At 47.4% G+C, this 24,063-nt stretch carries 19 protein-coding genes; 11 read left to right on the forward strand and 8 right to left on the reverse strand.

The window, feature by feature from the left end:
* Positions 1-324: 324 nt before the first annotated feature.
* Together ATY38_RS06120 and ATY38_RS06125 are read left to right on the forward strand one after the other, a co-directional pair.
* Positions 325-1,014 carry a Crp/Fnr family transcriptional regulator gene (locus tag ATY38_RS06120; RefSeq protein ID WP_062558532.1) on the forward strand — a complete coding sequence of 230 codons (690 nt, stop codon included), beginning with the start codon at positions 325-327 and terminating at the stop codon, positions 1,012-1,014.
* Between the two features lie 129 nt (positions 1,015-1,143).
* Positions 1,144-1,500: an SPW repeat domain-containing protein gene (locus ATY38_RS06125; RefSeq protein ID WP_062558533.1), complete on the forward strand. Its 357-nt coding sequence runs from the start codon at positions 1,144-1,146 to the stop codon at positions 1,498-1,500.
* 129 nt (positions 1,501-1,629) lie between these two features.
* Here ATY38_RS06125 and ATY38_RS06130 read toward each other — a convergent pair whose 3' ends face one another.
* Together ATY38_RS06130 and ATY38_RS06135 are read right to left on the reverse strand one after the other, a co-directional pair.
* Positions 1,630-1,941 carry a hypothetical protein gene (locus ATY38_RS06130; protein ID WP_062558534.1) on the reverse strand — a complete coding sequence of 104 codons (312 nt, stop codon included), beginning with the start codon at positions 1,939-1,941 and terminating at the stop codon, positions 1,630-1,632.
* Positions 1,942-2,217: 276 nt separating this feature from the next.
* Positions 2,218-2,589, reverse strand: coding sequence for a DUF4156 domain-containing protein (locus tag ATY38_RS06135; RefSeq protein WP_062558535.1), 372 nt, complete (start codon positions 2,587-2,589; stop codon positions 2,218-2,220).
* Between the two features lie 200 nt (positions 2,590-2,789).
* Between ATY38_RS06135 and ATY38_RS06140 the strand changes: the two genes are divergently transcribed.
* The gene (locus ATY38_RS06140; protein ID WP_110381591.1) at positions 2,790-3,368 is read left to right on the forward strand and encodes a LemA family protein; all 579 of its coding nucleotides are present in this window, start codon (positions 2,790-2,792) and stop codon (positions 3,366-3,368) included.
* A 21-nt stretch (positions 3,369-3,389) separates the two neighbouring features.
* Entirely contained in the window at positions 3,390-4,310 is a 921-nt protein-coding gene (locus ATY38_RS06145) for an E3 ubiquitin ligase family protein (protein ID WP_235590406.1), read from the forward strand.
* 94 nt (positions 4,311-4,404) lie between these two features.
* Here the strand turns inward: ATY38_RS06145 and ATY38_RS06150 are convergent, their stop codons facing one another.
* The 4 genes from ATY38_RS06150 to ATY38_RS06165 all read right to left on the reverse strand — a co-directional run bounded on the left by ATY38_RS06150 (position 4,405) and on the right by ATY38_RS06165 (position 9,138).
* Complete coding sequence (locus ATY38_RS06150; RefSeq protein ID WP_062558537.1) at positions 4,405-5,898, reverse strand: CYTH and CHAD domain-containing protein; 1,494 nt, start codon at positions 5,896-5,898, stop codon at positions 4,405-4,407.
* A gap of 54 nt (positions 5,899-5,952) precedes the next feature.
* Positions 5,953-6,771 (reverse strand): polyphosphate kinase 2 family protein, encoded by an 819-nt coding sequence (locus tag ATY38_RS06155; RefSeq protein ID WP_062560120.1) that lies wholly within the window; start codon positions 6,769-6,771, stop codon positions 5,953-5,955.
* Between the two features lie 42 nt (positions 6,772-6,813).
* On the reverse strand, positions 6,814-7,827 hold the full coding sequence (locus tag ATY38_RS06160) for an isoaspartyl peptidase/L-asparaginase family protein (RefSeq protein WP_062558538.1): 1,014 nt from the start codon (positions 7,825-7,827) through the stop codon (positions 6,814-6,816).
* A gap of 141 nt (positions 7,828-7,968) precedes the next feature.
* The gene (locus ATY38_RS06165; RefSeq protein WP_235590407.1) at positions 7,969-9,138 is read right to left on the reverse strand and encodes a L,D-transpeptidase family protein; all 1,170 of its coding nucleotides are present in this window, start codon (positions 9,136-9,138) and stop codon (positions 7,969-7,971) included.
* 188 nt (positions 9,139-9,326) lie between these two features.
* On the opposite strand from ATY38_RS06165, the gene ATY38_RS06170 reads away from it, so the two are divergent.
* The 3 genes from ATY38_RS06170 to ATY38_RS06180 all read left to right on the forward strand — a co-directional run bounded on the left by ATY38_RS06170 (position 9,327) and on the right by ATY38_RS06180 (position 11,596).
* The gene (locus ATY38_RS06170) at positions 9,327-10,490 is read left to right on the forward strand and encodes a J domain-containing protein (protein WP_062558540.1); all 1,164 of its coding nucleotides are present in this window, start codon (positions 9,327-9,329) and stop codon (positions 10,488-10,490) included.
* A 208-nt stretch (positions 10,491-10,698) separates the two neighbouring features.
* Positions 10,699-11,028 (forward strand): DUF3467 domain-containing protein, encoded by a 330-nt coding sequence (locus ATY38_RS06175; RefSeq protein ID WP_062558541.1) that lies wholly within the window; start codon positions 10,699-10,701, stop codon positions 11,026-11,028.
* Positions 11,029-11,119: 91 nt separating this feature from the next.
* Positions 11,120-11,596 (forward strand): hypothetical protein, encoded by a 477-nt coding sequence (locus ATY38_RS06180; protein ID WP_062558542.1) that lies wholly within the window; start codon positions 11,120-11,122, stop codon positions 11,594-11,596.
* Positions 11,597-11,678: 82 nt separating this feature from the next.
* Here ATY38_RS06180 and ATY38_RS06185 read toward each other — a convergent pair whose 3' ends face one another.
* Entirely contained in the window at positions 11,679-12,683 is a 1,005-nt protein-coding gene (locus ATY38_RS06185) for a cupredoxin domain-containing protein (RefSeq protein ID WP_062558543.1), read from the reverse strand.
* Complete coding sequence (locus tag ATY38_RS06190; protein WP_062558544.1) at positions 12,683-14,392, reverse strand: multicopper oxidase domain-containing protein; 1,710 nt, start codon at positions 14,390-14,392, stop codon at positions 12,683-12,685. Before ATY38_RS06190 ends, ATY38_RS06185 begins: the two co-directional genes overlap by 1 nt.
* Before the next feature lie 412 nt (positions 14,393-14,804).
* Here ATY38_RS06190 and ATY38_RS06200 point away from each other — a divergent pair, with 412 nt between their 5' ends.
* The 4 genes from ATY38_RS06200 (at position 14,805) to ATY38_RS06215 (ending at position 23,949) form a co-directional block, all read left to right on the forward strand.
* A complete protein-coding gene (locus ATY38_RS06200; protein ID WP_235590408.1) occupies positions 14,805-15,899 on the forward strand; it encodes an efflux RND transporter periplasmic adaptor subunit in 1,095 nt (364 codons plus the stop codon).
* A gap of 18 nt (positions 15,900-15,917) precedes the next feature.
* Positions 15,918-19,076 (forward strand): efflux RND transporter permease subunit, encoded by a 3,159-nt coding sequence (locus ATY38_RS06205; RefSeq protein ID WP_062558546.1) that lies wholly within the window; start codon positions 15,918-15,920, stop codon positions 19,074-19,076.
* 482 nt (positions 19,077-19,558) lie between these two features.
* On the forward strand, positions 19,559-21,559 hold the full coding sequence (locus ATY38_RS06210) for an integrin alpha (RefSeq protein WP_062558547.1): 2,001 nt from the start codon (positions 19,559-19,561) through the stop codon (positions 21,557-21,559).
* A gap of 386 nt (positions 21,560-21,945) precedes the next feature.
* Positions 21,946-23,949 (forward strand): integrin alpha, encoded by a 2,004-nt coding sequence (locus ATY38_RS06215; RefSeq protein WP_062558548.1) that lies wholly within the window; start codon positions 21,946-21,948, stop codon positions 23,947-23,949.
* Positions 23,950-24,063: the final 114 nt, after the last annotated feature.

The raw sequence follows: 24,063 nt of genomic DNA on the forward strand, positions 1-24,063 counted from the left end.
TTTATTGATGTTTCTTTGTTCTGTTGTAATTAAGTATATGATTATACTAAAAATTATAGCATTGTGCTGTATCTTTTTGTTAATTCTTAATATGTCCTATAGCGTGGCTTCAAATTTGAAGTACAACTTTTAACCGGTGCTGGGTGTGATTTTCGCATCTTTTCTATCAGATGTTCTGGAGGGGGGTGATCCGATAACGTGTGCAACGCTTGTGAATGAATGGGAATTCATGCAGTCAGGTGAAGGAAATTTGCCTGACTTGTGCATTTTCTATTTATGAGAAAATATTTCATAGCAAGATTGGCGCATTAACGGGAGGGAATAATGTCTTTATCAATAGAAAGCAGTGACTTCGAATCAATAGATAAGTTTTTCGAGAACAATGCTAATCGATTAATAAAGGCATATCCTTCAATCCAGGAAGTTAATGTCTCAAACAAGGATTTTCTTTACCGACAGGGAGAGTTGTGTACATATGTTTTTTGGATAAAAAGGGGTATTGTGAAGCTGTCGTATTTAACCGTGCAAGGTGGTGAAATAACCATTGCGCTTCTTAAAAACGGGGATGTAATCGGTGATTTGAAGGCTGATGGGCAAACAAGAGAAGAAACGGCGCAAGCGCTGGGGAACGTTAGCTGTTACCGTATGGCATACAACGATTTCAAGGCATTGTTATTGCAGTATCCGGTGCTGGCATGGCAGGTACTCGAGGAGACTTATATTCGTAAGCAAAAGATCGAACATAAACTGCGGATTATTCTGACGCAATCCGTTGAAATGCGTCTTGCTGCCACGCTGCTGGAATTGGCCAAGATGTTCGGCGTTCAGTGTACACATGGGTATGCGCTGGAAATTCATTTGACGCAGCAAGATGTGGCGGATCTGATCGGGGCTAGCCGCCCGGTAGTAAGCACTGTTCTGAATGATTTCAGAAGTCGCGGCATGCTTGAGTACACGCGTGATCAGATTTGCGTCAATGATGCGGCTTTGGCTGATCACTGCGAAGCAAAGTAAGCATGAAATAAATGAAAAGTGTTTTCTGGATAACAGACGTTGTGATAGCGCTGTATTAATGTGTTGGTATGGTAACTCGTCACGGGAAGTCGCCATACCTATTCATTAATTCATTCAGGAGCATTAAACATGAAAGTGATCTCGCCGCGTATGCACGGTTATTTGGACTTTTTAACCGTCATTTTGTTTTTACTGGCTCCAGCCATATTCGGTTTAAGCGATCTGCCGACCTTATTGGCATACAGTCTGGCCGTCATTCATCTGATTGTGACATTGGCATCCGATTTTCCTTTTGGCATCGTCAAACTCATTCCGTTTACTGTGCATGGCTGGATTGAGCGTATTGTTGGTCCGACCTTGATCGCTTTACCCTTCATTCTGGGTTTCTCCGACGATGAGACGGCGCGGAATTTTTATATGGCAGCAGGGGTGGTAATTATTCTGGTAGGTGTGCTGACGGATTATCAGACGCAGGTCAAAGACTGAGAGGATTTACAAGTAAAAGCTAGGGAGATTCCGGATTTTTCTTGATGGATCACGCTAAAAGCTGGGGTATTTTTGCATTCAGTTGTTAGCGTGACCTTCAGTCATCGTTGATTAGGGGCAGAGCGTTGTTTATTTACTGCTGTCAGCACTATCAACTTTTTCTTCTAATGTATCGCCAGCTTCTTCAATTTCTTCTGCGGCACTTTCAATTGATTCGTCAATCTCTCTGCCTGCCTGCTCGGCAGGTCCCTCAAATGAGCTTTCAATTTCATCAATTTTATCAGATACTTTTTCAATAATTTCATCAACAGTTTTTTTGCCGCTGTCAATGGATTTATCGATTTCTTTACCGATTCTCTCGGTGGTTCCTTCCTGTCCCGAACAGCTTACTAAAAGCAGGGATAGAAAAAATACAGAAAGGGATAAAATTAGTTTGTTCATGACATACCTCGTTTACAAATGAATGGAGTGGGTTTTTACAACCCGCTTTTTGATATCTCTGAGCAGCAATACGAGACTCTGCTTATTAAATATTTCATACGATCTGATTATTCAGAGTAATGATAAAAATTATAAAGAGTACGGCTCAAGACTTAGGTATGGTAACACTCATCGAATGTTTCAACAAATTTACCCGGGTCATTATTTAAAGAAAATCAAACGGATCGCGTTTGGAGATAGGCGTAAGTGTGGGTGGATCAATTTCAATTCGTAGTTTTAATAACACCGATAAACATTTCCGATATGTATGATTTCTTTATCAGCGCCGGGAATTTCGTATTTGCCGGAGTTATTGGAATGGAGAATATGCACATTATCCCCTCCCAGTTTTTTCGCTTCATGGGTTAAATTGACTCTGGCTTTGATCAGCCGCTCAGTATAAGAGGCGGTTCTGTCTTCAGTTTCGTTATCTTTTGAAGATCCTTTTACCTTTCCGAGCAATTCGCAGCCTTCAGGAGCGAATTTTCCGACTGTAATGGTAACGGTTTTGCTCTCTTCTGCTTGTGCATAAACTTCAACACAACCAATGACAAACAGTAACATCAAAAATTTATTGATTAATTTACAAGATGGTTTTGAAATGCACATGAGTAACTCCTAATGCCTGGCGCCTCTAAGTTCAACAGCATAAATAAACACGATATTATCCGTCAATAGCCTTGATCCGGGGGAGTATTGCAGACTTTTAGTAATCCATGCAATGAAATAAAGTCACTACTTGCATCTTTTCAACTCAGATAGAGGCTGAGCTATAAGGTATATTGGGTTTTATGCAATTTACAGGAGGAATGACATTGGACATTATTTTCTATATCTTTATCGCAGCAATCGCCATTGCTTTTGTATACGGTGTCATGCTCTATAACAGCTTGGTGGATATTAAGCATTCCGTATCCCAAGCTTGGTCCAATATCGATATTCTTTTGAAGCAGCGTCATGATGAGCTGCCCAAGCTGGTTGAAACCTGCAAGCAATACATGGGGTTTGAGCAGGAAACGCTCAAACAGGTAATTGCCGCGCGTTCACAGGTGGCTAGCGCGCGGGAGGCGGGTAACATCGGTGCATTGGGTGCTGCGGAAAGCAGTTTGCGCATGGGGTTGGGTAATCTGTTTGCCGTTGCGGAGGATTATCCGGAACTGAAAGCCAGCGAGAAGTTTCAACATTTGCAAGTGCGTATCACTGGTCTGGAGAACAGCATCGCAGATCGGCGCGAGTTCTACAATGAGGCGGTCAAGATCAATAATGTGCGGATTGAGCAATTTCCCGATGTCATCATCGCTAACTGGTTTAAATTCAAACCGCGTGATTTGCTGGAATTCAGCGATGCCGACAAACAGGATGTCAATATCGGAAGATTGTTCGGTTAATACATCGCCTTCAGTATGATTATGCCGACTGAATTTGCACCCGAAGAATTCCAATTTGCATTGGGTGCGTCGATACTGATTGCATTGCTTAGTTTCCATATTTTTACGCGCAACTGGAAACGGTTGCGGATCGTTGAGGATACACCAACCGCCAAGCTGCGTTCCGCCCATCAAGGCTATATCGAATTGGAAGGAAAAGGGCAACTGGTTGATGATCAACCCATCTATGCGCCGCTTTCGAATCATCCATGTCTTTGGTATCTTAGTCAAATTGAGCAGCAGGAATCTTTTATCGAAAATGGCCGTAGACAAACCCGCTGGAATGTTGTGTATAAAACTATCAGCGATCACCGGTTCAAACTTACCGATGGTGTAGCCAGCTGTTTCGTAGATCCCAGCGGGGCGGAAGTCAACGGTAATGAAAAATTGGTATGGTACGGCAATACCGAATGGCCCACTCGGACGCAAGTACTGGAAAGTCAGTCGATCGTTCTTGCCATGACTAACGGTTATCGTTACACAGAGTGGTTGGTATTGCCAGGTCAACCACTGTATATACTGGGGCAATTCAGTACTTGGTCCGCCACGGCGCAAAAATCAGTACGGGACGTAATGGTGTGCTTGATCAACGATTGGAAACAAGATCAACCGGCGCTGCGAAAGCGATTCGATAGTAATCAGGACGGCAATATTGATCAGGAGGAATGGGAAGTGGCGCGCCAGCAAGCACGGCACGAAGCGCAACAAATCCATGATCAGCTGGCTTTGGAGCCGGATACGAACATTATTGCAAAGCCGGGAAACACGACGCAGCCTTTTATTATATCGGTATACCCTCAGGCACTATTGGCGCGGAAATATCGCAGTGGTGCCTGGGTCGCGTTGACCGGGTGCGTGGTATCACTGTGCGTTGCCGCATGGCTGTTGCACGTGCATGGATGACAGGGAGTAAGTGTATTGAGCATGCTTTGCCATTTGGATTCAGAATTCTCTCAGTGAGATTCTGAGCGGTCGACATATGAATTCTGACCGGGCTTTAGCGCCAAAATAATTTGGATCGTGCTAGCCGTTGCCAGATATCGGCGGGTACATGCGCGCGCTGTGCAGCCGAAGATTCCAAAATGCCGCTAAGCCGACCCAGACCAAAACCAAGCGAGGCCGTTTTTCTCGAGAGTTTGTGGAGCAATTGCTGGCCGATAACCCGATCGTTGGTATAACCCAGTTCATTCTGTAATGACGACAAAGCGGCAATGAAATGATGGGCGCGCTTGCCGTAGATAGGTGCGAAAGCATCCGCTATGTAACGTAACTTTTTGGCGGCGATGCGTACCTTATGGCGTTTGCTGGCATTCAATTTGGCGAAGCCATGGCAGCTTTTGCATAGTTTTTCCCAGCGTTTGTCGAGAATCGCTTTGGCCCATGTTTGTACCTCTTGCTGCCGAGCTTCAGCCGGGGCGGCGGATAAGAGGTCGCGGCCGATATCGAGCACGAGCCGAGTGAATGCGGGTTTGTGCAATACCGCTAGCGATTGCTGGCGAACAATTGCGGTAGTATCTTGCAATAAAACAAGCACGGCATCGTCAATGCCGCTATTGACCGCGGGTGATTCCGAAATCGCCAGGATTTCAGGCAAAATTTCTTGTTGAAATACATCCCAATCGCGTGCTGGATTCAGTGCTTGCATCAACTGGCGCAGTGGTTGATCCCAATCGGGTATCGGTCGCCCTAGTGATTTTGCCAATCGTGCGCCAGTGTGCAGGCGGCGCAAAGCAACGCGGAGTTGATGCAGGTATTCGGTGTCGTGCGCGTTTTCCAGGAAGCCCGGTAGGTTGGCCGATAATTGCATCAGCGCAGCCTGCAGGATCGCATTCCAAACATCTCCAACCGACTGATTCTTCTCTATCATCGGTTGGATCGCCTTGACTGGAACGAGAGTTGCCGCGCCGCTGAGAATATAGCCGCGTTCGGCTTTGCTGCGTGGCTCGACGCGAAGCGGCACGTGTTCCAGCAATTGTATTGCCACATCGAACAGAAATTCCGGATTTCCCGATTTGAGTTCGATTTCCACTTCGCAAATGTTGCTGGAGGCATCATTGGCGTATATTTTTCCACTGTCGAGAGCTACTTCGGCTTGTGTTTGTTCACCTTCGATTTGCCAGGTGGTGCGCTGAAACTCGGTGGTAAATACCGGCATAATGCGTTTCAGTTTGATCCCGGCGAGCAGATCCAGGGCTACGGGCGGTAATGCGGAGAAATCCGGATGTTTGCCATCAGTAACGGTTACTTCCCATTCGGGGCGGTTTGTCAATGCGCCAACGGATTGCGTTTCGGCTTTTAGCGTCTGGACCCATCGGTTATTCACACGGCGCAAGCGTAAAGCTATGCCGCGCCGCATAAGGTCGAATTTTGCGGTATCGAAATAAATGCTGAGTAGCGGGTGTTGTACCGGAGTAATTTTATTTAACAAAGGATGACGCCGGAATTGTGCTCGATGACGCGGTTGCAGAGCCAGTTTTAGTTCGATTTCCATGGCAGATTCCTTGGTTTGAATACCCTATGCTGCTGCGCTTGAGAAAACGCGCGCCTATTCGATCTTTAATGTATCAAAGTTGATGTCTGCGGGAGCCGGGGGTGTTTTTAATTTCATGCCTTCCAATGCTTTCACAATACGCTCGGCGATGATCAGATTGCGATACCATTTATGGTTGGCCGGTATGATATACCAGGGTGAGGCATCGGTACTGGTAGCCGCCAGCATGGCTTCAAACGCACTCTGATAGTTTTCCCATAATTTCCGTTCCTCCAGATCCCCGGTGTTAAACTTCCAGCGTTTCTCCGGGTTGTTGATGCGCTCTTCCAAGCGTTTCTTCTGCTCCTCTTTTGAAATGTGCAGAAAAAATTTCAGAATGACCGTACCACTCTCGGATAACAATTCCTCGAACTCTCTGATTTGCCCGAAACGCTGCTTCACCACTTTATCTGAAATCAAGCCATGCACGCGGGTAATCAATACGTCTTCATAATGCGACCGGTTGAAAATGCCGATCTGCCCCTTAGCAGGCGCTTTTTGATGCACCCGCCACAAAAAATCATGACCGAGTTCTTCCGCGGATGGCGTCTTGAAGGTTACCACTTTGCATCCTTGAGGATTGACACCTGACATCACACTCCTGATCGTGCCATCTTTTCCGCTGGTATCCATCCCTTGTAGCACAATCAATAACGCCCGGTCGCCGTTGGCATACAAGCGCTCCTGTAGCTCACTTAATTTACCGGTCAATTTTTCCGTGATGGCTTTGGCTTCTTCCTTGCCTTCTCCGGTTTTTTCATAACTGCCGGTATCGTCAGGATCACAGTGCGATAGCTGGAGCTTGTTGCCGGGTTTTATTTGGTAGTTTTTCATTTTAATGGATTCTTTGTCTGTCAATCTGGAGATATTCGATTGTTAATTATGAGAATTCTCTTGCGGTAGCTCATTCCCAGCGTAACTTCCAATCCACGTCACTCCATCATTGCCGATAGTGCCGCGATACATGCCTTTAGTATTGAATCGCATCGTATAATGACCATTTGCATCGAGAACGATTAAACCGCCATCGCCACCGATAGCGGCGATTTCTTCCAATACGCTATCGGCTGCCTGGACAATCGGAGTGCGTAATAACTGAACCCGCGCTGCCGTGTTGAATGCAGCCGCGGTGCGAATGAACGTTTCTCCGGTGCCGGTTGCGGATACCGCGACTGAGCGGTTATCCGCATAGGTTCCGGCGCCGATGATGGGGGAATCTCCGACGCGTCCGAAGCGTTTGTTGGTGAGCCCGCCAGTGGATGTGCCGGCTGCAAGATTACCATAACGATCCAATGCGACCGCGCCAACCGTCCCACGTTTCTCATCCTTATCAGGTTGTAGGGTGCTGATATTGACATCATGATCGCGCAGTACGCGTTCTTCGGCAATCGCTTTTTGCAATTGTTTCCAGCGAAATTCGGTATGGAAATAGGATGGATCGACGATTTCCAATCCTTGTTCGGCGGCAAAGGTTTCGGCACCTTGGCCGATCAGCATGACATGGGCGCTTCGAGTCATTACCGCTTGCGCGGCACGAATCGGATTGCGAATGGTGGTGACAGCAGCAACAGCGCCTGCCATACGTGTGGCGCCATCCATGAGCGATGCATCCAGCTCATTGCGACCGGCATGCGTGAATACTGCACCTTTGCCTGCATTCAACCAGGGCGAGTCTTCCATGACCACAATGGCAGCAATTACGGCATCAACGCTGCTGCCTCCTGCCTTGAGTACGGCGTAACCAGCAGCCAGCGATTGTGCAAGCACTTGCGTATACGCTTGCTCGCGCTCTGCAGTCAGTTTGCCGCGCTCAATCGTGCCAGCACCGCCGTGAATCACCAGACGGATTGGCGGTGCGTCAGCTTGGGCCGGATTTGAGTGTAAATTCATCGATAGTAGAATCAGGATGTAAAAAAGCGGACGGATCGTCTCAATTCTCTCAAATTAATTGGGAATGTTTGCGTAACTTGGATCCAAAAAATAATTTCTATGTTTTGAGTATCCAGGGATTGATAAAAATAGCGTGCAATACTATCGCATCCGGACTTCTTCTTGATCAGCCATTTCCATGACTGTGGCTGCCGTTAATTGTCCATCCATGTTACCGTCCCAGGTGGCATTGAAAGGTAGTGTGTTTTGCACGCGTTTTGCGAGATCGAGATAGGCTTGCAATGTCAAATCAGTTTGTGTAACCGGTGTCGCAATCGCACGCGGATTCTGCAGGATTTCATTAAGCAGGGCTTGATTGATGCGGGCCTGAGATCGTGAATCGAGCTTTGCTTTGGACGAAGCGCGTGCGGTGTTTAATGAATTCTTAAGCAATAGGTTGTGATTACGCTTGTCGTCCTCCAAAATGGGATAGCTTTGCAAATATAGCGTGTTTTCACGCCAGCCAAGCAAATGAGGCTGATTGACGACGCGAACCGGTGTGCCTACTGGGACATCGTTATAAATGAAGGCGATATCCTCCGGGTACATGCGCACACAGCCGTGACTGCCGCGTAAGCCAATGCTCGGTGGTTTGTCGGTACCATGAATCGCATAACTTGGCCAGGCGAGTCTGAGAACATGAGCGCCCATGGGATTGTCGGGCCCCGGCGGTACGATAGCGGGAAGTGGATTGCCGTTTCTGGCATGTTCTTTCCGAATGGAGGGTGTCGGTATCCAACTGGGATTCTTGTTTTTGGCCGTAATCCGTGTCATGCCCTCCGGTGTTTTCCATTCCACGCGACCGATCCCGACCGGGTGTGTAATGACCCTTTGCGGCTCGCCCGGTTTGGTTTGCGGAAAATAAAACAGCCGCATTGCAGCAAGATTGATCACAATACCTTGACGCGGGGCGTCCGGTAACACGAATTGGGTTGGGATAACAACTTTTGTTCCTGCTTTCGGTAGCCAGGGATCGATTTGGGGATTGGCGCTGACGATTTCTTCATAACCCAGGTTAAAACGCCGGGCGATATCGGAAAGTGTATCGTCCTCGCGGGCAGTAATGATCTGTAATTTACCAACCACATCTTCCCGGGCGGAATCGAAACTGTATTCATGGCTCGCAATGGGCATCGGCAATGAACGAGCCACGGGACTGGCTGATTCCGTCGGTTGGGTTAGAAATGATTGGCAACCGGTCAAGAAGAAAAGACTGCCGATAAAACCGTATCTCAGAATATAATGCAGCAATGGTGAAAGTGTTTTGGTCATCCGGATCATGAGGGTCAAGAAACAATAGAGTCATCAATGGTTCGTCAATTTACAGGTTTTTCCCTCATGGCTCAATCATTCTGCCGATCAATAGGAATTTCGTTGGTTAAAAGACAGTGCTGTAAAAATAAAATATTTCCCGGAAATACTCGCAAACTACCCGAAAATCGCGCTTAATAGGATTGCAAATGCATCATCAACCTGATTTATTTTCCAATGAGATCAAAGATACTCAGCGCCAAAACTCAGGTAATTCTGCCAACGCGCTCAAAATGACGGCGCAGCATGATCAGTTATCGCCAGGGCAGCAGCGCTTTAACCGGCTTCTGGCGCGTATCGATAAACTGAAGTTACAGCTGGTCGAAGTGCAGGTAATACGAGATGCGCATCGCCCCGTGTATCACCAGATACTGACGCCACTGCGTGAGCGCCATAGCCTGTGTGTGCGCGAAATGGTGTTTCTGCTGGATAGCCGATTGCAGCGTAGAGGCTTGAGTACTCAGCAAGAACGCATCGCTGCGACCATACTGTGCAATCTCAGCATGCAGTTGATAGCGCAAGGAGATGAAGAAATGAAAGCGCTGCATGATAAGCACAGCAGTGAAAGTTTGGCGCAGAAGGAGCAATCTGCCATGATGGACATGCGTGAAATGATGGAAGACATGCTGGGTGAATCGTTGGTCGATGATGAATCCCTGGAAACTGTGCACGATGTGTTTAAAGCGGGAATGAAGCGTTTGCGTGAAGCGGAAGCTGCCGAGCAGGAAGCGCGCCAACAGGCTCGGATTCGAAAAAGAAAGCCCAGCGCCGCTCAGCTGCAGGCTAAAGCCGATCAAGAGGCGGCAGAAACCACATTGCGCAAAGTTTTTCGACAACTGGCCAGTGCTTTGCATCCTGATCGTGCCAGTGATTCCGATGAACGTGAGCGGAAAACAGTGCTCATGAGCGAAGCCAATGCCGCTTACGATCGTCGTGATTTGGTGGCTCTGTTACAAATCCAACTGCGTACTGAACTAACGGACACTGCATCCATTGCCAAAATGGCGGATGAGCAAATTGCTGCGTTGACGTTATTGCTCAAACAACAAGCCCAGGAACTGGAAAGCGAACTGCAACAGCAGCGTCATGATGTACGCTGTGAATTTGGCCTCAAGTCCTATGAGACGGTGAGCGTGGCTAGCCTTAATCGCAGTCTCAGGGCCGAGGAATCATTTTTTGAAAGAGACTTGAGCGCGATGCAGCAGGATTTGCAGCAACTGACTGATGACAAGTTCTTTAAGCGCTGGTTAAAAGATCAAGAACGGTTATCCAAGGAGTCCCGGGTGGACATTTTTGATGATTGGCGGTATTGAATTTTCTCGATACGTCGTTGCAGCCAGAAGTGCTGATCGCAGGCGGAGAAAAATCCAAGCCTCCTCTATAAGCGAATTGGAAATTTTAAACGTTACGGAATTATTCATATTGATGAAATCAGCCTATTGTGTTGGAATAGGGTAGGTTTTGAACATGTGCATGAGATTTGGGTAATTTAAAATTGCATCATAATCGGGAGAATACTTAATGACTGAACAGAATGACATACCAATCGAGAATAAAACGGAAGCAACCGGAAATCAGGGAATGCAGGTTAATGTCAGGATGCAGCAAGGTGAGCATGCCGGTCAGCCACTATATTCTAATTTTGCTTCGATTCAAGGAGGGCAGGGCGTCGTGATTGTGGATTTTGGTTTTCTCGATCCCCAGACCATGAATACGTTGAATCAACTGGTGCGTTCGGGTAAGAGAGTGCCGGATACCGTTGGCGCAAGGATGTCGTGCCGGATTGCACTGAATGTTGAAGCCGCGCATAATTTGGCGCATCAGCTGAATCAATTGCTGCAAAAAAAATAGTTGGGATTTCTACTGTTGCGCTCAGGCAATTGATGTTGCGTATTGAGGCATGGTTGTTTTATGTGATTGATATTTCTAATTGGAGAAACGCATGTCTGATGAGAAAGATATTATGACTCAGGATAAAGATGAGATGACTCAACCGGCTACTAAGCAGATTGGTATCAGGATGTTGCCGGGCGAGCACACGGGTCAGCCGCTGTATTCCAATTGCTCGACTGTGAATGGTGGGCAGGGCGTGGTGCTAGTCGATTTCGGTTTCCTTGATCCGCAGAGCCTGAATGCTTTGAATCGAATGGCGCGATCAGGCGAAAAGCTACCGGATGTGGTCAATGTAAAGTTGTCCAGCAGGATGGCAATCAGTATCGATACTGCTCATCATTTGTCACAGCAACTGAATCAGTTGCTTGGCACTCGGCTTTCGGCTGCCGTTACGCATCAAGGTCAAAAAAATACGAATGAACCATCGATGCAGCCTGGTTCGAATACGCTGGGAGAGGACGGCTTGGATACTCAGAAAAACGATAAGAGCGGTTTCCGGTTTCCCTGGTCAAAGAAAACACACTAATCATCATCAAGTCAATCAGATAATTTGGAACCTGGATTTATCTGATTGACTCAACAATTAAAACTGATATTACAATTACTTCTTAGTCGTTCTTTTTACGCAATGGAATTTTCTTAAATAGTGGTATGAGAAATAATCCGATCAGTGCACCAATCAGCATTATTCCGTAATTTCTCAAATCCGGGTTAGAAAAATCAGTCATTTCCAGTGTTAGTAAGTTGTTCTCAGTTTTGCCAGAAGGTTTACTAGAAACTTTCGGCAAGTCTTCAGCTTCATAACGATCGTTTACATTATATGGTGTTAAACCTGGAATGCTCGGGATGTCTTTTCCGCCTTTCCCCACCACTAATTGTGCCTTCATGCCTTTTTCCATATGATGGGAAATATCGCAGTGCACCAAATAAGTGTCATCGGAGCCCGGTACGATGATCGTGCCGGATACGGTTTTGGGGCCAGTGACTTCCAGATGGAACATGCCGTATTTATAAAGATATTTAGGCAAGCCGTGCATCATGAATTGATGGCGGACACTATCCTCGTTAATAAAATGCCAGGTAACTTTTGCGCAGGGCTTTACGTGCCACTGTTGCTGATCAAAGGCGAAAGCAGTGCCTGGAAATTTTGCAGAATATTTTCTGCCGGCACGCACGGTAATTTCAACTTCTTCCGAAATGCTTTGGCAACTACTGGGAAGTTTATCCAGATTCTGTCCCATGATCATGGTGCCTTCGTGGTCCATGATATGGTCGTCGTGATCCATGTGGTGATGGTGATGGAGATCACCATGTTCAGTAGCATGGATATCGTGGGTACTGTGATCAATGTCGTGATCATGACCGTGATCGCCACTCGTGTCATCATGCTCAGCTGCGTGCCCGGCCTGTTTACTGATGCTATGGCCGCTATGATCATGCTTATCCTGATCCATGCTATGTCCGCTATGGTCATGTGCATCAGGTGCCATGTCGTGGCCGCTGTGATCATGCTTCTCTTGTTCGATGGGCGTATCCTGCTGTTGCGCAGCTGCATGGGTGTTGAATGCAAGAATACCGGCAAGTAAAAAAATAATTGTTGTAGTCTTAGCCATTATTGGTTACTCCCTTTGGGGCTTTTTAGACGTGCAATTGCTGCTGTGGTGCTTTGCTTGATTTGTCCCCAGCGGGCGAAAATCAAATAGATCAAAAGCCCTGCCAGTAAACCATAGAGTGCATTAAGCAGCGAAGTTTGTGTCGCAGTATCCAAGCCCGTATGCTCACCCGGAGATCCCAAGCTCGCCCATTCATCCAGATCCTGCCAGATGGGGAGCCTTCTTTCAAAGTATTCCTTGGTGAAATACTTGTTCAAATCAATACCAAAATGACTTACCTTCGGCATGCCGTCTTTACCTAAATAGGATGTGTAGACGATCGAGCTCATGCTGCCGCCTTCGGCCATGCCGTCCGTGGTGATTCCTTTTTCCCGATGGTCATGAATCAGCCAGTCCCCTTCGCCGTAGCTATGTTTACCGTCATTGACAGTTTCCAGCTTCAGATCAATGCGTTGCGCCGGAGCGATATCAAAGACGTCACGCATAATTTGCGCCATTGGGTTGTGTTCCACGCCATCATAATGCGTGATCGTGGCATGGTGGCCGTGGGTATGAACGGCGATCTGTTCGCCGCCGCTATTGAGCAGCCGCAGTTTGATTTTTTGATCCGGTTCAACAATGATGAGCGATTCCCTGAGCGTATAAGGAAATGAAAGACCGTTCAAAGTAAAATAATCTTCGGTCGAGTCGGTAATGTCATAACGCCGGTTCATGTCACGTGCAATGAGTCTGGGATCGTTATGTTTCTGGATGATCTCGCCCAATTGCTTATCCATTGCGTGATAGTGCAGATCGTACTCTTGATCGAACTGCTCGCGCACCGCAACCGAAGGATGGCGTACATGACCTGCACCGATATTTAACGTCTGCAGCCAGTTATTCGGTCTGTTTTCTTCAACGATAATCATCCCGGCCAATCCCATTGCCAAGTGGGTATGGGTTTGCACGTGGCAGTGGTAAAACATGGTACCTGGTTGGCGTGCCTGGAACTGATAAATACGACGTTCGCCCGGCATCAGTTCCACTTCACTGGTCTGCGGTACACCATCTTGACCACCGTGCTCGCCATGTGAAAATGGGTGATCAACGCCGTGCAGATGGATGCTATGAGGGAAATAATGAGTATTTTCCAATACGATTTGCACGATATCGCCGACTTCGACGCGTATGACCGGGGAAGGCAGCCTCAATAGCGGGTTCGCACGGATACTCTCAAAATTTTCAGTCGACATGCCGCTCATCTTGGGCGCGAAAACCCATGCGCCCGGCTGTATGCCGGGCGCAATATCAAAGGTTGGAAGCACGCCGGGGAAATCGGGGGTTTTGCCGTTTAATTCCATGATTTCCAGTTTGATGATAATCCGGTCGGGATCACCGTCACCGTCCAGGTCATCGGTTTTGATGATGGCATCAGGCGAGAGCCCCGTTTTCATCAGGGTATCCATCGAGATATTATTGGTTCCTTTGACGGCCGCTGCAATCCACGCGGGATTATCCGGACTGCAACCTGGGGATGCTTCAATTTTGACGCCTTCAATTTCCTGAGCTTCCCGCCATGCGGCAGAAATGATGGGATCGCACATGGGTTCACCGGTTAACGCGGCGGGGTCAACTTTTACAGTTTCAGGTAATTTCAAGGATGCCTGAGCAGTTATTGTTGCTGACAGCATACAGAGAGTTAATAGGGCAAAAAAAATATGGACAGGCATATATAGCGCACCTTTAAATTTTATTTAGCATTAAAAATAGAGTTGATCGAATCATGCACATTGAGTGATTGGAGTCAGTTTTAATGATCAGGATCAATTTAATAAGACAGATCTATAGGCATAAATACTCAACTGCGCATCCGGAGGCGGGTAAAATAATGAGGAATATCTTATCTTCATCTATGCAATACTTCTACACTGTTCTTCAAACTATCATTATGGATATTATACAGAACACTATTATGCTTTTGTGGTTTTTCCATAATTGATAGATGTTAAATTAAAACTTACTGAGCAAATTGATCGAGTGGTCATCTCTATTTTTTCTAATTTATTGAATTATTATTCTCTTCTAATAATCGTTAAAAAGAAATGCGCTAATTCTTTTCATTATGGATTGGCGTGTTTCCTATTGGCAGGCTGTGGAGGCAGCGAGCCGGAACAGCCAGCAGCCGGAACGAATCCAGCCATCGTGGTGACAGTTATGGCTGCTGAACCTGTCAATATGCCCATGAGCCTTGAAACAATCGCGCAAACTGAGGGCGCAAAAGAAATCGAGGTCCGTCCGCGTGTCGGTGGAATTTTACTTAAGCGCTGGTATGACGAGGGTGCGGCTGTTATAGCCGGACAGCAGTTATTTTTAATCGATCCCGAGCCTTTTCAGAATGCTTTGAATGAGGCCAGAGCCTTACTGCGCGAGCAGGAAGTTCGGGTATTACGCGCCAGAACCGATGAAAATCGTCAAAGACAGTTGCTGGCTGAAAATTTTGTCAGTCAGCGCGCTCATGAATTGACCACGGCGGATCTGGCGATAGAAGAAGCTGCCTTGCAAGCTGCAAAAGTTCGTGTTCAGCAAGCGCAGCTCAATCTTTCCTACACGACTGTTAAAGCGCCTGTCAGTGGGGTGACCGGGCGTGCGCAATTTTCCGAAGGTGCATTGGTGTCAGCCAATAGCAGCTTGCTGACAACATTGGCGCAGCTGTCTCCGATATGGGTGCGATTCAGTTTCTCTGATAATGAAGTTGCCAGATTCGGTGGGCATTTGAACGAAAAGAATGTGCATAGTGTGCAAATGATTCTTGCGGATGGATCTGAGTATCAACAGTCAGGCAAGATCAATTTTGCCGCCAGTAGAATTGATCCCATGCTCGGCACACAGCAATTGCGCGCCACATTTGATAATGCCGATCAACGTATATTGCCGGGTCAATTTGTGCGGGTGCGGGTTATCGCCGGGGAATCGAAAACGGTGTACATCGTCCCGCAGGTCGCAGTGCTAAGCTCGGATTTAGGTCGTTTTGTTTATGTCATTGATGAACATAACATTGTCGGTCAACGGGCTGTTATCGCCGGGGATTGGATCGGCAAGGATTGGGTTATTCTGGATGGATTAAATGCGGGGGATCGAGTAGTCGTCGATAATCTCATTAAACTGTCGCCCGGTAAAATCGTTGATCCTCAATTACGGGATACGGTATCAACTGAGCATTCCAATGTGTCTTCTTGACAATTAGCAACCCCACTTATGGCTAGATTTTTTATTGAGCGACCGATCTTTGCATCGGTTTTGTCGATCATTATTGTGCTTGCAGGACTGGCGGCTGCCATGCAATTGCCGATCGAGCAGTACCCGAGAATTACGCCCCCTACGGTCATTGTGACCGCAAATTTTCCCGGCGCGAGTGCCGAAACGGTCATCAAAACAGTGGCCGCGCCAATTGAAGAGAAGCTCAGTGCCATTGAAGGGTTGCTGTACTTTAATTCCAGTGCTGATTCGAGCGGCCGCCTGACAATTACCGTCACGTTTGAGATTGGCACCGATATCGATCGCGCTACGTTCAATGTCAGCAATGAAGTGAATACCGCGCTGGCGCGTTTACCCGATGAAGTCAGGCGTAGCGGGATTACCATCCAGAAACGCACCAATGATCTGTTGTTGGTTTTCGCGGTAACTTCTCAGGATCCTCAGCACACGGGGCTTTTTCTAAGCAATTTTATTACCAATAATATTCTGGATGACATCAGACGTTCGCCGGGTGTTGGAGAAGCCAGAATTTTTGGCGCCCAGGATTATTCCATGCGGATTTGGTTGAGACCGGACCGAATGGCGCAGCTGGGCATTACAACCAGCGATATCGCCAGCGCTATCCGGGCACAAAATACGCAACCCGCCGTGGGGAAAATAGGACAGGAACCCGCGTTGGCCGACCAACAATTGGTTTATACCGTCACTGCTAAAGGCCGGTTGTTGGAACCAGAACAATTTGAAAATATTATCTTGCGTTCGGATGGAGCGCGCGGTGTGTTGTATTTAAAAGATGTTGCGCGGATTGAATTGGGTGCGCAAGACTATTCAAACCGGACCTTGCTGAATGGACAGCCAGGCTTGGGTATCGGTGTCTTTTTGCGCTCCGGTGCCAATGCACTGGATACGGCTGCAGCGGTTAAAGCCAAGATGAGCGAGCTGCAGCATTATTTCCCTGAAGGGGTGCAGTACGTTGTTTCCTACGATATCAGCATCTTTGTCAAAGCCTCCATTTGGGAAGTGATCAAAACCCTGGGAGAAGCCATGTTGCTGGTGGTTCTGGTGGTTTATCTATTTCTGCAAAGCTGGCGTGCCACGCTGATTCCCATTATCGCCATCCCGATTTCCTTAATCGGCACGTTTGCCGGGCTATGGCTGCTGGGTTACTCGATTAATACCTTGACGCTCTTTGCAATGGTGCTATCCATCGGCATTGTGGTCGATGATGCGATTGTGGTGCTGGAAAATATCGAGCGGTTAATCACGCAAGAAAAATTGTCACCGATGAATGCGGCAATCAAAGCGATGCAACAGGTATCGAGTGCCGTGGTGGCGATGACTATGGTTCTGGTGGCGGTTTTTATTCCGGTTGCATTCCTGGGAGGCATAGCCGGTGAGTTGTATCGACAGTTTGCTGTAACGGTGGCGGTAGCGGGTGTTATTTCCGGAATTGTGGCCTTGACGTTAACGCCCACTTTGTGCGCGGTTTTACTTCGACCGGCGCATCGTCAATCGGTTTTTTTTACCTGGTTCAACAAACATTTTGAGCAAGTGCGCAGATTTTATGTCGGCATGGTGGGCTTGAGTCTGCGCCACTCGATCCGATGCGTACTGATCTTTGCGTTGGTGATTGTGGGATTGATGTTTCTAGTGAAGCATATTCCGGAGAGCTTGGTTCCTGCGGAAGATCAAGGTTTCGTAATTGCCGCTGTAATTTTGCCGGATAGTGCTACGCTGGCGAGAACCGTGCAGACCGCTGACGCCGTTGTTGCCGAGCTGATGAGCAAGGAGCCGGCGGTGATTTTTCAGTTTGCAGTGAATGGGCTGGATTTTATTGGTGGGGGGAACAAAACGAATGTGTCGACCATATTTCTGCGCTTGAAAGATTGGTCGGAACGCACGGTCAGCGCGGAAGATACGGTCAAGAAGATATTTCAAATAGGTGCCCAGCAACCGGATGGCCTGGCGATTGCCTTTAATCCACCGGCAATACGGGGATTGGGCAGTACCGGCGGGTTTGAATTGTTTGTGCAGAGCCGCGCGGGTTCTGATACTGCCCAGTTGGCCGTGGTCGTGAATGAGTTTATGCAGGCGCTGAGGGAAGAGCCAAAGCTGGCGACAGTGAATTCATTTTTGCGCTCATCGGTACCGCAATATTTTGTCGAAGTGGATGAAGCTAAGGCCATCGCGCAAGGGGTTGCCATCCCAACTATTTATGACACGCTGCAAAGCACTATGGGAACGTTTTATGTGAATGATTTTAATCGCTTTGGGCGGACGTATCGCGTGCAGCTACAGGCCGAGGCTGCTTATCGTATGAAAGCGGAGGATTTGGGGAAAGTCTACGTGCGCGCGGAATCCGGTGCGATGGTACCTTTGTCAGCCTTGAGTACAGTCAAACATATCGTCGGTGCGGAGCAACTGGAACGGTTCAATGGTCTGCTGGCGGCGAAAATCATGGGGAGCGGCGCCGGCGGTGTCAGTTCCGGCGAGGCCATTGCACTGGTCGAAAGCATTGCGGCCACAACCTTGCCGGAAGGTTATCAAATTGCCTGGACCGGCGCCGCATTTCAGGAAAAAAGATTGGGTTCGGCGGCAATCTTTGCTTTCAGTCTTGCGGTCGTGATGGTTTTCCTGATTCTGGCTGCGCAATTTGAAACCTGGGCATTGCCCGTGGCCGTCATTATGGCGATTCCGTTTGCGATGCTCGGTGCATTAGCCGCCATTCTGCTGCGCGGCATGCCCAATGATATTTATTTTCAGATCGGCATGGTGACGTTGATCGGGTTGACGGCGAAAAATGCGATTCTGCTGGTTGAATTTGCCAGCCAGAGAATGAAGCAGGGTGTGGATGCTTCACAGGCAGCGATTCAATCCGCGCAACTGCGTTTCCGCCCGATCGTAATGACTTCGATGGCGTTTATATTAGGCGTGGTTCCGCTGGTCATAGCCACCGGTGCCGGCTCGGCAGCGCGCCAATCGATGGGAACCGGTGTTTTTGGCGGCATGATCATGGCCACCACCGTCGCCACTATTTTTGTTCCGCTGTTCTTTTCCTGGTTTGTGCGCAAACACGAACCTAAGCAACCTGATACTCAACCAAACATAACGTCCAAGCCGCAACGATCGGACAAGCCTGAAAGGGATGCTCGGGATTAATGGAGTATGTGGAAAAGTTCTCCCGATTAATAAGCGCTGCCACACTCGGAAACGGCGGATACCATTTCCTTTCAGATATTGCCATTGCACAGTGAGTCAATTATGACGTATGGTCATAAAAAAACATTCCATAAAAATATATCAATTTAACTGTTCTTTTTGCATGGCAACTGCCTGCAATATATACATTCCTCAACGATCTTTCCGCTATATTTCAATCACCATTCAGGCTTCTAAAAACCTATGCATGCTGTCAGAATTATCTGAATTTACATTATAATATTTATGTGTAATAGTGCTTCGTCTCGTCAAAATATTCTAATAAAAATAATCTAAATTAACTAACAGCTTACGGTATATGGAATACCCGACTGGGTAAGTCAAATACATGAAATCACACAGTTCATGGCAAAGATAATGATGAATACCTTGGCAATTGATGGATTACCGGCAAGTCTCTTTTTGTTCTGGAGGTAATAATAATGGCGGCGCATAGTATTAATTTATCCAGTCTTGATGGTAATAACGGTTTCCGCCTGAATGGTGAAGCAGCGTATGGCCAATCAGGCTTCTCTGTGAGTGATGCGGGAGACGTGAATGGGGACGGTTTTGATGATGTGATAATCGGCGTTCCTGGCGCTGATTCGAATAGTAATGGATCCGGTTCAAATTACGTAGTATTTGGCAAGGCATCCGAATTTGATGCAACGATGGATTTATCCGGTCTCGATGGAACTAATGGTTTCCGCCTGAATGGAGCAACGGGTGATTTTTCAGGCGATTCTGTGAGCAGTGCGGGGGACGTCAACGGGGATGGTTTTGATGATGTGATTATTGGTGCTGATCGCGCTGATTCAAATGGTGATGATTCTGGCTCCAGTTACGTGGTATTTGGCAAGGCATCCGGATTTGATGCTGCGATGGATTTATCCAGTCTCAATGGTAGTAATGGCTTCCGCCTGTATGGTGAAGCAACGGAAGATCGTTTAGGCAGCACTGTGAGCAGTGCAGGAGATGTCAACGGTGATGGTTTTGATGACATGATTATTGGCGCTCCTGGTGCTGATCTGGGCGGCTCTTCCTCCGGTTCCAGTTACGTGGTGTTTGGCAAGTCATCCGGTTTTGATGCTGCGATGGATTTATCCAGTCTCAATGGCAGTAATGGTTTTCGCCTGGATGGATCGGAGTATGCAGTTTCAGGTCGTGCTGTGAGTAATGCAGGGGATGTCAATGGGGATGGCTTTGAAGACTTGATTGTCGATGATTTTGGAACTGACCCAACTAGTATTAACTTTTTTGGCTCCAGTTACGTGGTATTTGGCAAGGCATCCAGATTTGATGCAACGATGGATTTATCCGGTCTCGATGGAACTAATGGTTTCCGTCTGGATGATAAAATCGGGCCTGAATATTCAGGCCGCTCAGTAAGCAGTGCGGGAGATGTCAACGGTGATGGGTTCGATGATTTGATTATCGGCGCTCCTTTATCTGGTCCGAGCGGTCAGTATCTCGGTTCCAGCTATGTGGTATTTGGCAAGGCATCTGGATTTAATGCTGCGGTGAGTTTATCCAGTCTTGACGGTAGTAATGGTTTCCGTCTGCGTGGTGAAACAGGGTATGATAGATCAGGCTTCTCTGTGAGCAGTGCCGGGGACGTGAACGGGGACGGTTTAGATGATGTGATTGTCGGTGCTCCTATTGCTACTCCGAATGGTGTTCAATCGGGTTCCAGTTATGTGGTATTTGGTAAGGCATCGGGATTTGGTGTGGCGATGGATTTATCCAGTCTCGACGGTAGTAATGGTTTTCGTCTGGATGGTGAAGCATTTGAAAAATCAGGCTACTCTGTGAGTAGTGCAGGAGACGTCAATAGCGATGGTTTTGACGATTTGATTGTGGGTGCGCCTAATGCTGATCCGAATGGTAATGATTCCGGCTCCAGCTACGTCATCTTTGGTCGCAGCAGCTTTGTTGATGACGTAGATTTTCCCGGCACGCACGGAGATGATATTTTCACTGGCACTTCCGCTGCGGAGAGCTTTGAAGGCGGGGATGGCAACGACCGCATGATCGGCCGAGGCGGCGCGGATTCGTTTGATGGTGGTACGGGTAACGATTACATCCGCATTTTGGGCGATGATTTCGAGCTTGTCGACGGCGGCTCAGGTACCGATACTTTAGGGCTGACTGGCAGTGGATTTAATCTGGATTTATCCAGCGTGGTCAATAAAATTCACGGTATAGAAACCATTAGTTTGTATGGTGTCGGAGATAACTCACTGATGCTGACCGCGCAGGATATCATCGATTTGTCGGATACGACAAATACCTTGAAGATCAAAGGCAATACCGGCGATAGCGTGACCGGGCTAAGCAGCGGTTGGACGGATGGCGGCGTGCACGGTAATTTCCACACCTATACTCAAGGGGAAGCGGTGCTGTTGATCGGGGTGGATGTGACGACGGACTTCCCGATAGCCTAATCTTCAAGAAATATCTGTTTTACTTACTTTTAGAAGCAGGTCAGGAAATTTGCATTTCCAGACCTGTTTTTTTAAGGATAACAGCCTATGCTGAATGCGTTCTAGGCAATTTTTCCACCCTATTTCAAGCGCCGCTCAGGCTTCCATAAAACTTACGTAACCTATCAGAATTATCTGAATTGTTATTAAAGTATTTTTGTGTCACAGTGTCTGATCTCGTCAAAATATTCTAATAAAATAATTTAAATTAACAACTTGCGGTGGAATATTTTGCTGGCGAAATTACACACTCATCAAGTCACACGGTTTATGACCACGATGATGGTGAATACTCTGACGTATGATGGATGACCTGCAAATTCTTTCATGTTCTGGAGGCAATAATAATGGCGATAATTAAATTTTTCTTAGATGATCTTGATGGTAGCAATGGTTTTCGCATAGATGAAGTGGCGCAGGATTATCGATTTGGCAATTCAGTTAGCAATGCGGGAGATATGAATGGTGATGGTTTCGACGATTTTATTATTGGTGCATTCGGGGGGCCACGAGGTGAACCATATTCCGGTTATGACTACATTTCTGGTTCCAGTTATGTAGTATTTGGCAAGGCATCGGGCTTTGATGCGACGGTGGATCTATCCGATCTTGACGGCAGTAATGGTTTCCGTTTGGATAAAAGAGGACTATATGATTTTTTTGGTGTTTCGGTCAGCACCGCTGGGGATGTCAATGGCGATGGCTTTGATGATGTGATTGTAGGCGGTCTTGAATCTGTGAGTAATCGCGTCGGTTTCGGTTCCAGCTATGTGGTATATGGCAAGGCATCGGGTTTTGATGCGACGGTGGATCTGTCTGATCTTGACGGTAGTGATGGTTTTCGTCTGGATGGGGAAGAGAAAATTGGCAGATTAAATACTTCCGTTAGCAATGCTGGAGATGTCAACGGCGATGGATTTGATGATGTGATTGTCAGTGGTGGTTATTATGCCGACTCGAATGAGCTAAACTCCGGCTCCAGCTATATAGTATTTGGTAAGGCATCGGGCATTGATGCGACTGTGGATTTGTCCGATCTTGACGGCAATGATGGTTTTCGTCTGGATGGGGAAGAGAGGTATGATAGAGCAGGTAGCGCTGTTAGCACTGCTGGGGATGTCAACGGAGATGGTTTTGATGATGTAATTGTCGGTGCTTTTGGTGCCGATTCGAATGGTAGTAATTCCGGTTCCAGCTACGTGGTATTTGGCAAGGCATCCGGATTTGATGCGGCGATGAATCTGTCTGCTCTTGATGGCAGTAATGGTTTTCGTTTGGATGGCGAAGTAGGTAGTCGGTCAGGTTCTTCAGTCAGCCCTGCTGGGGATGTCAACGGGGATGGATTCGATGATTTGATTATTGGAGTTCCTTATGCTGCGCCAAATGGTTACAATTCTGGCTCGAGCTATGTGGTGTTTGGCAAATCGTCGGATTTTGATGCGACGATGCGTTTATCCGATTTGGATGGCAGCAACGGTTTTCGTCTGGATGGAGAAATGAGCCATGAAAGGTTAGGCCGTGATGTTAGTGCTGCTGGGGATGTCAATGGGGATGGTTTTGATGATGTAATTATCGCTGTTTCTGGTTCAAGTTCGACTTACTTAGTGTTTGGTCAAGCCACGGGATTTGATGGATCGGTCAATTTAATGACTTTGATGAGGAAGAGTTCTGCATATTTTGGTACTGTTTCTTCAGTAAGTGGCGCGGGAGATGTGAATGGTGACGGTTTTGATGATTTAATGATTGGAGTTCCTGGAGGCTTAGCGGTTGATCAATATGGTTATTTCAGAGATACGCCCAGCATTACATACGTAGTATTTGGTAGCAGCGATTTCGGCGGTGATCAAGTGGATTTTCCCGGTACACCGGGCGATGATATTTTCACCGGCACCAAAGCGGCGGAGAGCTTTGAGGGTGGTGATGGCAACGACCGCATGATCGGCCGCGGCGGTGCGGATTCGTTTGATAGCGGAGCGGGTAATGATTACATCCGCATCTTGGGTGATGATTTTCAATTTGTCGATGGTGGGTTGGGTACTGATATCCTGGGATTGGCTGGTAGCGGTTATAATTTGGATCTGTCCAATGTGATCGATAACATTCATGGCATCGAAACTATCGCTTTATATGGTGTCGGAGACAATATGGTGACCTTGACGGCGCAGGATGTTATTGATCTGTCGCAAGAGACGAATACCTTGAAGATCAAAGGCAATGCCGGAGATCGCGTGGTTGGACTGAGCAGCGGTTGGACCGATGGCGGTGTTCACGGTAATTTCCACACCTATACACAAGGGGAAGCGGTGCTGTTGATCGGGGTGGATGTGACGACGGATTTCCCGATAGCTTAATCTTCAAGAAATATCTGTATTACTTACTTTTAGAAGCAGGTCAGAGAAATTGTATTTTCTGATCTGTTTTTGCAGGGCAGCTACCTGCATCGAGTGCGTTTCTCAGCAATCTTC

The sequence above is a fragment of the Nitrosomonas ureae genome (genome assembly GCF_001455205.1).
Classification (GTDB): Bacteria; Pseudomonadota; Gammaproteobacteria; order Burkholderiales; family Nitrosomonadaceae; genus Nitrosomonas; species Nitrosomonas ureae.

Coding starts and splice junctions, on each gene's coding strand:
- ATY38_RS06120 (WP_062558532.1), top strand. CDS start 325: ATGTCTTTATCAATAGAAAGCAGTGACTTCGAATCAATAGATAAGTTT.
- ATY38_RS06125 (WP_062558533.1), top strand. CDS start 1,144: ATGAAAGTGATCTCGCCGCGTATGCACGGTTATTTGGACTTTTTAACC.
- ATY38_RS06130 (WP_062558534.1), bottom strand. CDS start 1,941: ATGAACAAACTAATTTTATCCCTTTCTGTATTTTTTCTATCCCTGCTT.
- ATY38_RS06135 (WP_062558535.1), bottom strand. CDS start 2,589: ATGTGCATTTCAAAACCATCTTGTAAATTAATCAATAAATTTTTGATG.
- ATY38_RS06140 (WP_110381591.1), top strand. CDS start 2,790: ATGACATTGGACATTATTTTCTATATCTTTATCGCAGCAATCGCCATT.
- ATY38_RS06145 (WP_235590406.1), top strand. CDS start 3,390: ATGCCGACTGAATTTGCACCCGAAGAATTCCAATTTGCATTGGGTGCG.
- ATY38_RS06150 (WP_062558537.1), bottom strand. CDS start 5,898: ATGGAAATCGAACTAAAACTGGCTCTGCAACCGCGTCATCGAGCACAA.
- ATY38_RS06155 (WP_062560120.1), bottom strand. CDS start 6,771: ATGAAAAACTACCAAATAAAACCCGGCAACAAGCTCCAGCTATCGCAC.
- ATY38_RS06160 (WP_062558538.1), bottom strand. CDS start 7,827: ATGAATTTACACTCAAATCCGGCCCAAGCTGACGCACCGCCAATCCGT.
- ATY38_RS06165 (WP_235590407.1), bottom strand. CDS start 9,138: ATGACCAAAACACTTTCACCATTGCTGCATTATATTCTGAGATACGGT.
- ATY38_RS06170 (WP_062558540.1), top strand. CDS start 9,327: ATGCATCATCAACCTGATTTATTTTCCAATGAGATCAAAGATACTCAG.
- ATY38_RS06175 (WP_062558541.1), top strand. CDS start 10,699: ATGACTGAACAGAATGACATACCAATCGAGAATAAAACGGAAGCAACC.
- ATY38_RS06180 (WP_062558542.1), top strand. CDS start 11,120: ATGTCTGATGAGAAAGATATTATGACTCAGGATAAAGATGAGATGACT.
- ATY38_RS06185 (WP_062558543.1), bottom strand. CDS start 12,683: ATGGCTAAGACTACAACAATTATTTTTTTACTTGCCGGTATTCTTGCA.
- ATY38_RS06190 (WP_062558544.1), bottom strand. CDS start 14,392: ATGCCTGTCCATATTTTTTTTGCCCTATTAACTCTCTGTATGCTGTCA.
- ATY38_RS06205 (WP_062558546.1), top strand. CDS start 15,918: ATGGCTAGATTTTTTATTGAGCGACCGATCTTTGCATCGGTTTTGTCG.
- ATY38_RS06210 (WP_062558547.1), top strand. CDS start 19,559: ATGGCGGCGCATAGTATTAATTTATCCAGTCTTGATGGTAATAACGGT.
- ATY38_RS06215 (WP_062558548.1), top strand. CDS start 21,946: ATGGCGATAATTAAATTTTTCTTAGATGATCTTGATGGTAGCAATGGT.